This window comes from Glutamicibacter sp. GQ173 (genome assembly GCF_059759215.1).
On the sequence record NZ_JCAXDT010000008.1, the window covers coordinates 245,992 to 259,231 of the forward strand.

Genomic DNA, 13,240 nt, shown 5'->3' on the forward strand with positions numbered 1-13,240 from the left:
TATCCCTTCGCGAGAACGGTGTCTTTTGCCAGAACCCGTCCTCGTCATCACGACGTTAGCACGTCGAACTACCTCATGGAGGTTCAAGTAAGTGATGCATCCTCGTAAACGATGGGCCGTGCCGTTGGCGCTGCTCGTTTCACTGTCAATCCCCGCCTCGGCTCTAGCCGCGGTTCCACAACTGGCTAGGCCGAGCTTGCCTTTTGCCACCTCAGATGCAGATGAATCAGCTGCTGATTACGCGGCCTACGTCTTCCCGTATTTCACTGGTGAAAGCACCGACGACGGAGAGAAAATCCATCTGGCTGTCTCGCAGGGCAATGATCCCAACAGCTGGTACACGCTCAATGATGGCGAACCCGTCTTGGAATCGACACTGGGAACCAAGGGCCTGCGCGACCCCTTCTTGATCCGTTCCCAGGACGGATCCAAGTACTATCTGCTGGCCACGGACTTGAAGATGTACGGCGGCGGCAGCTTCGGCGACGCGCAGGAAACCGGGAGCCATTCGCTGATGATCTGGGAGTCCTCGGATCTGATCAACTGGTCGGAGCAGCGCGAAGTCAAGCTGGCTCCGCAGAACTCCGGCAATTTGTGGGCTCCGGAGGCGCATTGGGACGAGACTACCGCCCAGTACATCGTCTACTGGGCCTCGGCGCTCTATCCCGATGATGTTCCCGCCGACCAGCGCGATATCACGGACTCCTATCAGCGCATGATGTACTCGACCACCACTGATTTCGTCGACTTCTCCGAACCCAAGGTGTGGATCGACGAACGCCAAGGCCCGGGACTCGGGATGATCGACTCCACCGTCGCCGAGGTGGGCGATACCTACTACCGCCTGACCAAAGACGAGGGCGACATGAGCGTGCGCATGGAATCCTCCCCGGAGCTGCTGCGCACCCAGGGGGTGAGCGAAGGCGATGGATGGGAGATGATCACGGAGCATATCGGCGTAGGACAGCCGAACCCGTGGGGCGGAACATTCACCTCGGGCGAGGGGCCGACCATGTTCCCCTCGCTGACCGATGACAGCTGGTATCTGATGATCGACCAGCCTTCATACCATGGCGGCAATGGCTACATGGTGTTCGAAACCGATGACCTGGCCGGAGGGGACTGGACCAGTGTTCCCGATGCGAAGCTGCCCACCAGCCCGCGTCACGGAACGGTCCTGCCAATTACCGCCCAAGAGCAGCAGGCACTGATCGCCGCCTACCCGCCCGGCGAGGAGCCAGAACCGCCAGGACCCGTCGTCCCTGGCCCTGACCCGCAGCTTCCGGAAGGCACTTTCCGCGAAGAATTCGACGGGACCGAACTCGATGACAGGTTCTCCATCATCAACGAGCAAGCAGGCGCATGGCAGCTGAAGGACTCGGCGCTGACCCTGACCTCCCAGCGAGGGGACACCTGGCAGGATTCGAATGACGCCAAGAACCTGTTCATGGTCGATGTCCCCGCGGGCGACTTCTCGGTGGCAACCCACCTCACCGCTCCGGTATCCAAGGATTTCCAAGGCGCGGGGCTCCTGGCTTGGAAAGACTTCGACAACTACGTGCGTGCGGGCCTGGCGCATGTCTCCAGCGCTCCGGGCGGGCCAGTTGTAATTGAAAGCGCCGCCGAATCGGCGGGAAGCTATGCTTCCCAGTTCACCGCGCGTCCCGAATCAACCACCGAGTGGTTGCGCTTAGACCGCAAGGGCAAGGAAATCACCGTTTCCTACGGCGATGCAGAAGGCAATTGGGCGAAGGCCGCAACCTTCAGCGTGGATTGGAATGCCACCAAAGTCGGCTTGTACGCGCTCGCCGCCCAAGACGGCACCGGCCATTCGGCCTCCTTCGACAGCTTCTGGCTCAACGAATCAGGTCCAGCGGACCTGGTCCCGGATGGTCCGTTCACCCTGGAGCCCGCCAAGAAGCTGGGTTTCCTGGCGGCTGACAAGAAGCAACGGCTGGAGCTGAGCAAGACCAGACCCAGCACGGCACTGCGATTCACTGCGGCCGAGGCTGCAGATCCAGGCCCCGATGGTCAGTCTCCACTGGTCCTGTCAGCCCAGGCGGGCAACATGGACGTGAAAAAGGGAAAACTGCAACTGACCAAGGATGCTGGCACTGCCTGGCGGCTGGTTGACGCAGGTGGCGGAAAAAGCCAACTGCGCCTGGCTGATGCAGCTGATGGCCAAGCAGCATGGGCAGTGCGACATAAGAATGGTTCCTTGCGCCTGGGATCGAAGGCCGATGCCGTGAGCTTCACCCTCGGGTCCGGTCAGTTGGGGCAGCAACAGCTGTCCATCGATGGCGACGCCACCGCGCATGAGATCAGCGACACGATGTACGGCGCCTTTTACGAAGATATCAACTACGCTGCTGACGGCGGGCTCTACGCAGAAATGGTGCGCAACCGCTCCTTCGAGTTCAGCGCCGCCGACAACAAGGACTTCACTGCGTTGACCGGATGGGAAACGGTAGGCAAAGCTGGCATCCACGTCAGTTCCGAGCGCGAGCAGTGGCTCAACGACTCCAATCGCGCCTATCTTGAGCTGGAGGCCCAAGCACCGGGCGATGGAATACGAAATCTCTCCTACAACGAGGGCCTTGCCCTGGAGAAGGGAGCAAAGTACGACTTCAGCGTCTTCGCACGCTCGCCAGAAGCCAAAGAACTCGATGTCAAGCTCACAGATGCCACTGGTTCCAAGGTTTATGGCGTCGCCACCATCGCTGTGGACGGCAGCGACCAATGGAAGAAGTACACCGCCACAATCAAGGCCAAGGACACTGTAGCTGCTGGCCGGCTGGCACTGTCTGCTACTGCGGCTGGATCGGTGAAGCTGGATATGATTTCGCTGTTCCCCCAGGAGACCTGGGTGGGCCCGGTGAATGGAAAATCCGTGCTGCGCAAGGATCTGGCAGAAAAAGTGGCCGACTTGAATCCAAGCTTCCTGCGTTTCCCGGGCGGCTGCGTGACCAACGTCGGAACCTTCGACACGTACTTGGAATCAGATGGCCAGGACCGCCAGCGAACATTCCAGTGGAAGGAAACCATTGGCGCAGTGGAAGAACGTCCGACCAACTGGAACTTCTGGGGCTACAACCAGTCCTATGGCATTGGCTACCTGGAATATCTGAAATGGGCCGAGGACCTGGGGGCCACTCCGCTGCCGGTAGTCTCGGTTGGAGCCAACGGCTGCGGTTCTAAAATTCCTGAAATGACTGATCAGGAACGCATCGACCGCTGGGTGCAGGACACCTTGGACCTGATCGAATTTGCCAACGGAGGCACCGACACCACATGGGGAGCCAAGCGCGCGGAACTTGGCCATAGCGAGCCATTCAACTTGGAGTACATCGGTTTGGGCAACGAGGAAGTCACCAAGACCTTTGAAGCGAACTTCCCGAAATTCCGCGACGCCATTGCCGCTGAATATCCCGACATCACGATCATTTCCAATAGCGGGCCGGACGATACTGGAACCCGATTTGACGAACTGTGGAAGTTCAACAAGGACCAGGGCGTGGATATGGTCGATGAGCACTATTACAACGACCCGTCGTGGTTCCTGGGCAACGACGAGCGCTACGACTCCTATGACCGCAACGGCCCGGAAGTGTTCCTTGGCGAGTATGCCTCACGGGGCAATACCTTCGCCAATGCGCTCTCGGAAGCCGCCTACATGACCGGCCTTGAACGCAACTCGGATGTGGTCAAGCTTGCCTCCTACGCACCGATGTTCGCCAACGAGGACTATGTCCAATGGGCCCCGGACATGATGTGGTTCGATAACGACCAGTCGTGGGGCTCAGCGAACTACTACAACCAGAAGCTGTGGATGAACAACGTGGGCGATCAGGTGGTGCCTTCCGAGCTCAGCGGCAAGAGTTCCACCGCGGCTGATCTTTCGGGGGGTGTTTTCCTGAGCAGCTGGCAGACGAAAACCGCATATGACAACGTGTTGGTCACCGACAATAGTTCCGGCCAGGAGCTGTTCAGCGACGACTTCTCCGACGATTCCAACTGGGAAGCCCAACGAGGCAACTGGGAGATCCAGGACGGTCGCTATGTGCAGTCGGATACCGGGATCGAAGACGCCCGAACCCTGGTCAGTGGAGCCTATGTCAAGGACTGGAAGAACTACACGGTTGAACTGACCGCCCGCAAGGACGCTGGCAAGGAAGGCTTCCTGATCGGCTTTGCCGCCGGGGCCGCGGACAAGTTCTACTGGTGGAACCTCGGAGGCTGGGGCAACACCCGATCGGTGCTTGAACGGGCCGATTCGGCACGCCAAGGCGAGGTTGCGGCTGGTCCCGATATCAGTTTGGAAACCGGCAAGGACTACCAGGTGAAGATCGTGGTCGATGGGAATACCATCAAGCTCTATCTGGACGGCGAGTTCCAATTCCAGTACACCGAGCCTGCCGCCAAGCCGCTCTACCAGGTGGTGACGCGGGACAGGGCCACCGACGAGCTGATCGTCAAGCTGGTGAACCCGACCGCCATGGCATCGCAGACGAAGATCTCGGTGGATGGCGTCAAGATCGGTTCCACGGCCAGGGCCACTGAACTTGTAGCCGCCCCTGAAGCGCAGAACACCAAGGAGGATCCGACCAATGTGGTGCCAAGGGAGTTCAAAGTCAAGGCCGGCAGCAAGGGCCTTGACTACGAGGTTCCGGCCCACTCGGTCACGTTCCTGAGGCTGGCAGTGAAGTAACAGTCCTGCAAAGTCCGTGCGCCTGCCCCGTACCAGCGATAGATTGCTGGTACGGGGCAGGCGCCTTTTCACCCTGTGCCGATAAAACTGCAGTTCTGGGCAGGGAGGAATTAATGACTCGCGAAGCGAAAGTCCTGGTGGGCATCGAGGATTCAACCGCCACCGTCCTGCTGGATAATCCCGGACAATATAACGCGCTGACCAAGGACATGTGCCTGCAACTGGTCGGCGCTTTCGCCACCCTGGCGGCCGATCCCGCGGTGCGCACCATCGTCTTGCGCGGAGCGGATTCCAGCTTCTGCTCGGGCATCGCCATCGACCAGATGGACCGGGTGCTCTTCGACTGTGACGAACAGGGGGCGCTGATCAACCACTTCGATCTGGTGGACCGCAGCATCCTGGCCTGCGGCAAAATCACCATCGCCGTGGTGGAAGGCAATTGCTATGGCGGAGGATGGCAACTGGCCTCGGCCTGCGACATCCAGCTGGCCAGTGACCAGGTGCGCCTGGCGATCACCCCGGCCAAGATCGGGCTGCTCTTCCCGCGCCCTGGCATTGAGCGGCTGGTGCGCACCGTGGGGGAGCACCGCGCCAAATACCTGCTGTTTTCCGGTGCCCGGCTGCCGGCCGGGCAGATCGGCAGCTGGAACCTGTTCACCCGGGTGGTGCCACAGGCCGAACTCGAAACCCAGCTGGCGCAGCTGCTGGAAGAACTGCAGGCCAACTCGCCCTACTCGATCGAGCGCACCAAGGAAGCCATCGCGCTGGCGGTCGCTGGCGAGGGAAGCGATGGCTGGTGGGACTCCGTATGGGAAGAGAATGCGCAGAACCAGGACCTGGCCGAGGGGCGCGCGGCCTTTGCGGCTCACCGCGCCCCCGACTTCCGGCCAGCTACCCGTTCCTGAACTGCGCGATCAGTTCGCGCTTGAGGATCTTGCCCGAAGGTCCGAGCGGGAACTGGTCGACGATCTGGATATGCCGCGGGTACTTGTAGGCGGCCATCTGCTCCTGGGCCCATGAACCCAGCTGCTCGGGGCTCAGCGGAGAACCAGCCTTGAGCGTCACCGACGCGGCAATCTCCTGGCCATGCTTCTCATGCGGCACCCCGTAGACCGCCGCATTGGAAACCTCCGGGTGGCTGGTGAGCACCTCCTCGATTTCGCGCGGATACACGTTATAGCCATTGCGCAGGATCATGTCCTTGGTGCGATCAAGGATGCGCAGGTAGTCATCCTCGTCCTTGGTGCCCAGATCCCCGGTGCGGAACCAGCCATCCACCACGGCCTGCGCGGTGGCGTCGGGGCGGTTGAGGTAGCCGGAGAAGAGGTTGTGCCCGCGCACTACCAATTCGCCCAGTTCCCCGCGCGGCAGCAGGCGGATTTCATCGGGATAGGCCGGATCGGCGATCTCCACGTCCACTCCCCACACCGGGGTGCCGACGGTGCCGGGGCGGGGTTCGCGCCCCACATGGTTGAAGCAGGCCACCGGCGAGGTTTCGGTCAGCCCGTAGCCCTCGTGGATCCGCGAGCCGAAGCGCTGCTCAAAGGCGTTGAGCACCGATAGCGGCAGCGAGGCCCCGCCGGAGATCGCATAGCGCAGCTTCTCCGGCTTGCCTTCGCGTCGGGCACCGGCCTCCAGCAGCGCCACATACATGGTTGGGACCCCGAAGAACACGTCGATGTCCGCATCCAGCACCAGGTCCAAGGCCGCTTCGGCGGTGAACTTGGGCAGCAGCATCACCTCGGCGCCAATGCGCAGGCCGGTGTTCAGCACGCAGGTCTGGCCGAAGGTGTGGAACAGCGGCAGCCCGCCAAAGAGCCTGTCGCCCCGGCGGATCTCCATGGTGTTCAGCAGCGTGGAGTGGGTTTGCTCGATCAGCGCCAGATGCGTTCCCAGGGCGCCCTTCGGCTTGCCGGTGGTGCCCGAGGTATAGAGGATCGTGGCGATGTCCTCGGCCCGGCGCGGCAGGTAGGTGGTGATCGGGGTGGCTTGAGCGGCGAGGTCTTCCAGGCGGTTGCCGGCGCTGGCATCCGGTTCCATGACGGTCAGCAGCGGCACCCCGGAGTTCTTGGCCCCGGCTGCTCCTTCGGACAGCAGCCCGGCGGCGCAGATCAGCAGCTTCGCTTCGGAGTCTTCGAGCACATAGGAGATTTCCCGGGCCTTGAGCAGCGCGTGGATCGGCACCACGGTGGCGCCCAGAGACAGGATGGCGTAGTAGGTCCGGGCGAAGTCGGTGACATTGGGGATGAGCACCGCGACCCGGTCACCCTCGGATATGCCCTGCCCTTTCAGCGCGCCGGCGTAGGCCTTGGCCTCTTCCCAGAGGTCGCGGTAGGTGGTGCTCTGCCCATTCATGGTGATGGCGTTCAAGCCGGAATAGCGGGTGGCGCCCTCGGCGAGAATTGCCGCCACCGAGAGGGTGAGATTGGAAGTGCTCATTGAGGTCTCCTCGACACAGTAGGGATAGGAGTGTGCCCTGCATCACAAACAAGCGTAATGGAACCGCGGTTCAAATCAAGGCATCCGGTTTCGTAATAATCCCTATTTGTGCCCGGAATCCGTTGCTGATCTGCGGGGAACCGGAATAGACTCAGCCCATCGAGCTGGACTGAGCGCGGAATGGGGTAGCAATGCCAGGAGCCAGGGAACCGCGGGCCGAACCTTGCTGGGCGGATTTGCTTACCAGCGATCTGGGCAGTGCCGCCGAATTCTATTCGGGCCTCTTCGGCTGGCGCTTTGACGATGGCCCCGAGGCCCGCGCTGAAGGCTACCTGCCGGCCTACCTCGATGACCAGCTGGTTTCCGGGCTGGTGCAAAACGACCTGGACTTAGGTGTGCCCGATGTCTGGTCCATCTATCTGAATGTGGCCGACGTCCATGCTGCCGCCTTTGCCGCGCGACTGCATGGCGGCAAGATCCACCTCAAGCCGGTGGAGATCCCCGAGCAGGGGACGCTGGCGATGATCAGCGACCCCGAGGGAATTGGCGTTGGCCTGTTCCAGGCTTTTGATGCCGGCGACCTGCACTCCGCGAGGCGCCACGGCACTCGCATCTGGAGCGAGCTGCACACCAAGCATTTCGACGCGGTGGCGCGCTTCTATCGCGAGGCCCTGGGCTGGGAGCTGAGCACGGTTTCCGATTCGCCCGAGTTCCGCTATTGCACCTTGGGACAGGGGTCGGAGGCGCTCGCCGGAATCTATGACATTGCGGACCAGGGCCCGGAAGCGCACGCCGGATGGCGGACCTATTTTGCGGTCGACGACGCGGATGCAAGCGTGGCGCTCGCCGAGTCGCTGGGAGGCGCGGTCATCCGGGAGCCGCAGGATTCCTTCTTCGGGCGCATGGCCGTGCTGCATGATGCCACCGGCGCCGAGTTCTCGATCATCCAGCCGACGCGGCACCGGGGCTGAAGCCCCGTCCGCCATATGCGAAGCTATTTGCAAATGCACGTGTTGAGCTGCGATGGGGGCTGCGCCATCATTGGCTCGAAAGGGATCGACGTGTCAGCAATGTCGAGGCCAGCCCTTGGAGCACCCGCGCTGATTTGCGGCCTTCAGGGACATGGGACACTGCGTTTTTGCCAGTGGTGTGCGAGTATTGGCCAGAGCAAAAAGACGCACCGCAAGGAGCAGCCAAGATGGGCCGTAAGATCGTTCGCCGCCGGGTTATTCGCGCCACGCGAGAGGGCGGCTGGCGCCCGCGCGAGGAGAAACTGGCCGGCGAGGAACCGCTGGAAATCCGTTTCGGGCATACCTCGTACACCACCTCGATGCGCACCCCGGGCGACGATTTCGACATGGTCGCCGGATTCCTCGTGGGCGAGGGCGTGATCCGGACCTCCGAGCAGCTGCTTTCCCTGCGCTACTGCGCGGGCACCGATGAGGAAGGCAACCAGACCTTCAACGTCATCGAAGTGCAGCTGGGCCCCGGAGCCACGCCCCCGGATGCGGCGAAGGCGCGCAATGTGGTGACCAGTTCGGCCTGCGGGATCTGCGGCACCAACTCGATCGACGAGGTGCGCAAAAAGGCCGGGTTCGAGCTGGATGCTTCGGCCGGGATGATCGAGCTGGAAACCTTGCTGGATTTGCCTGACACGCTGCGCGAGTCGCAGAAGCTGTTTTCTTCCACCGGGGGAGTGCACGCGGCGGGGCTGTTTTCCACCGCCGGCGATTTGCTGATCCTGCGCGAGGACGTGGGGCGGCATAATGCGGTGGACAAGGTGATCGGCGCAGCGCTGCGCGCCGGGATGCTGCCGCTGAAGGATACGGTGCTGCAGGTATCTGGCCGCGCCTCCTTCGAACTGGTGCAGAAGGCCGCGATGGCCGGAATTCCGCTGCTCACCGCGGTCAGCGCGCCTTCCTCCCTGGCCGTGGATCTGGCCGATGAGACGGGCCTGACGCTGGCGGCTTTTTCGCGCAAGCACAGCGTGAACATTTATACACATGCGCATCGGATCAATAAGGCGTAGCCTTGTAATATGTGAGCTGGATATCAGCACCGCTCGCGTCACCACCAGGAGGGTTTCATGCATCGTTCGGCACCTAAAAAAGACATCAACGAGGATGATCTGAAAGTCAGCGAACCTGCCCATGCCGCCGCGGGCCTCAAGGCGGTCATGGTCTCCATGGAGCGCGGCTTCAGCCAGGCTGGAGCATCGCGAACCCTGCGCTCGATGCTGCGGGTGAACCAGCATGGCGGCTTCGACTGCCCGGGCTGCGCCTGGCCCGAATCCATCACCGAACGGCGCAAGCCCGCCGAATTCTGCGAAAACGGCGCCAAGGCCATCGCCGAGGAAGCCAGCGCCCGCACCGTCACTCCCGAATGGTTTGCCCAGCACTCCATTGCGGACCTGCGCGACAAGACCGAATACTGGCTGGGCTCCCAGGGCCGCATCACCACCCCGATGATCGTCCACGAGGGCGAGAGCCACTACCAGCCGATCAGCTGGGCCGAGGCTTTTTCCACCATCGCGGAGCACGTGAACGCCACCACCGCCGATCGCTGCGTGTTCTACACTTCCGGGCGCACGGCCAACGAGACCGCGTTCATGTACCAGCTGCTCGCCCGTTCGCTGGGCACCAATAACCTTCCGGACTGCTCGAACATGTGCCACGAATCCTCGGGCACCGCGCTGAATCCGACGATCGGCATCGGCAAGGGCACCGTCTCGCTGGAGGACTTCGAGCACACCGAGCTGATCTTTGTGGTTGGCCAGAACCCGGGAACCAACCACCCGCGCATGCTCTCCGCGCTGGCCGACGCGCGCAAGCGCGGCGCGCGCGTGGTCGCGATCAATCCGCTGCCCGAAGCCGGCTTCTTCGGCTTCAAGGATCCGCAGACCGTGGGCGGCATGCTGGGCAAGGCCGAACCGGTGGCCAGCGATTTCCTGCAGATCAAGGTGGGCGGGGATCTGGCCCTGTTCCAGGCCTTCGGCCACCTGCTGCTCGAAGAGGAGAAGAAGAACCCGGGCAGCGTGGTGGACCACGAGTTCATCGCCCAGGTGACCGACGGATTCGACGCCTACCGCGAAGCGCGCGCCACCGTGGACTGGGAGGCCACCGAAAAGGCCACGGGCCTGACCCGCGAGCAGATCACCGAGATCGCGCAGCTGCTGATCAAGTCCAAGGCCACCATCATCTGCTGGGCGCTGGGGTTGACCCAGCAGCCGCACTCGGTGCCGACGCTGAAGGAAATCATCAACCTGCTGCTGATGCAGGGCAACTTCGGCAAGCCCGGCGCCGGCGCCTGCCCGGTGCGCGGCCACTCCAACGTCCAGGGCGATCGCACCATGGGCATCTGGGAGAAGCCCACCGAGAAGCTGCTGGCCTCGATCGACGCCGAATTCGGCATCAGCTCCCCGCGCGCCCATGGCTACGACTCCACCGAAACTCTGCACGCCTTCGAAAAGGACGAGGTGGACGTGTTCGTCTCCATGGGCGGCAACTTCGCGCTGGCCAACTCGGACACCGAAGCGCTGGAAGCGGGCATGCAGCGGGCCAAGCTGACCGTGCACATTTCCACCAAGCCCAACCGCTCGCATGTGGTGCACGGCAAGACCTCGCTGATCCTGCCCACCCTGGGCCGCACCGACAAGGACGACAAGCACCCGGGCGGGGCGCAGTTCCTTTCGGTGGAAGACTCCATGTCGGTCATCAAGTCCACTCGCGGACGGCTCACCCCGGTCTCCGAGCACCTGCTGGCCGAACCGGTGATCGTCGCCCGCATGGCCCAGGCGATCCTGGGCGAGGACCACCCGGTCAACTGGCGCGCCATGGCCGAGGACTACGACGTGATCCGCGACCACATCGAGAACGTGCTGCCCGGCTTCGAGAACTTCAACGCCCGGGTGCGCGAAAAGAACGGATTCGTGCTGCCCAACCCGCCGCGCGACACCCGCTCCTTCGCCACCGACATCGGCAAGGGCCGGTTCACTGTTTCGGAATTCGAGGCGCTGAAAGCCCCCGAAGGCCACCTGATCCTGCAGACCATGCGCAGCCACGACCAGTACAACACCACCTTCTACGGGCTCGATGACCGCTACCGCGGCATCAAGGACGGCCGCCGGGTCATCCTGATCAACCCGGAGGACCTGGAGCAGACCGGGTTCAAGGACCGCGACCTGGTTGACGTGATCTCCACCTTCGCAGGCACCGAACGCCGAGCCAACCGCTTCCGGCTGGTCTCCTACCCGACGGCCAAGGGGTGCGTCGCCGCATACTATCCGGAAGCGAACGCGCTGGTGCACCGCGATCTGGTGGCCCGCGAGTCGAACACCCCGGGCTTCAAGGCGATGATGGTGCGCTTCGTGGAGCATACCCAACAACCTGGGCGCACGCTGGATAGCTGATCTGGCAGGCTCATGCGGGAGAATTGACGGCGGGGCGCATCCCGACAATGCCGGATGCGCCAATTTGCAGTCCACCGCAGAGGATTTTCCCCATGAGCGCAAGACCCGAAGACGAACGCCTGAGCCCTGGCCGCACGGTGGCCTACGGCTTCCAGCACGTGCTGACCATGTACGGCGGAATTATCGCCCCGCCGCTGGTCATGGGCGGGGCGGCCGGCATGGACACCGCGCAGATGGGCGTGCTGGTGGCCTGCTGCCTGTTCATCGGCGGCCTGGCCACGATCCTGCAGACCCTGGGCATTCCGTTCTTCGGCGCCCAGCTGCCACTGGTGCAGGGCACGTCCTTCTCCGGTGTGGCCACCATGATCGCCATCCTCAATGGCGGCGGAGGGATGCCCGCGGTTTTTGGTGCGGTGCTCGCTTCGGGCGCGATCGGCATCCTGATCGCCCCGTTCTTCGCCAAGCTGCTGCGCTTCTTCCCGCCGGTGGTCACCGGCGTTGTCATCACCATCATCGGCGTCTCGCTCTTCCCGGTCACCGCGGATTGGGCCATGGGCGGGTCGGCCGCCGGCGATAGCTACGGGTCGATGAAAAACATCGCCCTGGCCGCGATCACCCTGCTGATCCTGCTGGCCTTGTCCAAGTCCGGGGTGGCCGCCTTCTCGCGCCTCTCGATCCTGCTCTCCATCGCCCTGGGCACCCTGGTGGCCGTTTTCATGGGCATGGCCGACTTCTCGCAGGTGCTCACTGGCGAGATCTTCGCGGTGCCGGCGCCCTTCGCCTTTGGCGCCCCGGTTTTCGAAATCAGCGCCATCATCTCGATGATGATCGTCATCCTGGTGACCTACACCGAGACCACAGCCGACATGCTCGCGGTCGCTGAAATCACCGGCTCCAAGGTGGATTCGCGCCGCATCGCCAACGGCCTGCGCGCCGACATGCTCTCCTCGGCGGTCGGCCCGATCTTCAATACCTTCACCCAGTCGGCCTTCGCGCAGAATGTCGGACTGGTCGCGATCACCGGGGTCAAAAGCCGCTTTGTGGTCGCCGCCGGTGGCGGCATCCTCGTGGTCCTGGGCCTGCTGCCGGTGCTCGGCCGCGTCATCGCCTCGATCCCGCAGCCGGTGCTCGGCGGCGCCGGCGTGGTGCTCTTCGGTTCGGTCGCCGCCGCCGGCATCCGCACCCTGGCCAAGGCCAAGGGGGACAATATGAACATGCTGATCATCGCGACCTCGCTGGCCTTTGGCTGCATCCCGATGGTCAAGCCCGACTTCTATGCCGCCTTCCCTGCCTGGGTGGGCACGATTTTCCAGTCGAGCATTTCCTCGGCGACGATCATGGCGGTGCTGCTGAACATCATCTTCAACGAGTTGAACTGGGGCAAGAAGGAAACCTCGCAGCGTTCCATCTACAAGCACCAGCTTGACGGCCTGGCCGATGGCGATCACCTCGTGGACGGCAAGCTCTACGACCAGCAGGGACTGGAAGTGCAAATCATCGCCGAGCAGCCCGGCCAGGCCGGTGATCGGCCGATGCCCCCAGGCTAGATTCGTGCTGCAACCGTTCGAACACCACGACCTCTTGCGCGTCCATTCCGTACGGGCCTATCCGCCCTGAATCCGAAAATTCCATCACTGACTGGTGACTTTGCCGTGTTTAAAAGTTATCCACCTGCAACCAAACCA

The 13,240-nt window shown here is 62.8% G+C and carries 7 protein-coding genes; 6 read left to right on the forward strand and 1 reads right to left on the reverse strand.

Annotated elements, in window-relative coordinates:
* Positions 1–94: 94 nt before the first annotated feature.
* A complete protein-coding gene (locus tag AC6CHO_RS14195; protein WP_498215889.1) occupies positions 95–4,708 on the forward strand; it encodes an alpha-L-arabinofuranosidase family protein in 4,614 nt (1,537 codons plus the stop codon).
* 113 nt (positions 4,709–4,821) lie between these two features.
* Positions 4,822–5,613 (forward strand): enoyl-CoA hydratase/isomerase family protein, encoded by a 792-nt coding sequence (locus tag AC6CHO_RS14200; RefSeq protein ID WP_498215865.1) that lies wholly within the window; start codon positions 4,822–4,824, stop codon positions 5,611–5,613.
* On the opposite strand, the gene AC6CHO_RS14205 is transcribed toward AC6CHO_RS14200, so the two are convergent.
* Positions 5,600–7,147, reverse strand: a complete 1,548-nt coding sequence (locus tag AC6CHO_RS14205; protein ID WP_498215867.1) for a long-chain-fatty-acid--CoA ligase — start codon at positions 7,145–7,147, stop codon at positions 5,600–5,602. The two genes, AC6CHO_RS14200 and AC6CHO_RS14205, sit on opposite strands and share 14 nt — an antisense overlap.
* A gap of 191 nt (positions 7,148–7,338) precedes the next feature.
* On the opposite strand from AC6CHO_RS14205, the gene AC6CHO_RS14210 reads away from it, so the two are divergent.
* The 4 genes from AC6CHO_RS14210 to AC6CHO_RS14225 all read left to right on the forward strand — a co-directional run bounded on the left by AC6CHO_RS14210 (position 7,339) and on the right by AC6CHO_RS14225 (position 13,102).
* A complete protein-coding gene (locus tag AC6CHO_RS14210) occupies positions 7,339–8,118 on the forward strand; it encodes a VOC family protein (RefSeq protein ID WP_498215869.1) in 780 nt (259 codons plus the stop codon).
* A gap of 227 nt (positions 8,119–8,345) precedes the next feature.
* Positions 8,346–9,176 carry a formate dehydrogenase accessory sulfurtransferase FdhD gene (gene fdhD / locus AC6CHO_RS14215; protein ID WP_498215871.1) on the forward strand — a complete coding sequence of 277 codons (831 nt, stop codon included), beginning with the start codon at positions 8,346–8,348 and terminating at the stop codon, positions 9,174–9,176.
* A 57-nt stretch (positions 9,177–9,233) separates the two neighbouring features.
* Positions 9,234–11,555: an FdhF/YdeP family oxidoreductase gene (locus tag AC6CHO_RS14220; RefSeq protein ID WP_498215873.1), complete on the forward strand. Its 2,322-nt coding sequence runs from the start codon at positions 9,234–9,236 to the stop codon at positions 11,553–11,555.
* Between the two features lie 92 nt (positions 11,556–11,647).
* Complete coding sequence (locus tag AC6CHO_RS14225) at positions 11,648–13,102, forward strand: nucleobase:cation symporter-2 family protein (protein ID WP_498215875.1); 1,455 nt, start codon at positions 11,648–11,650, stop codon at positions 13,100–13,102.
* Positions 13,103–13,240: the final 138 nt, after the last annotated feature.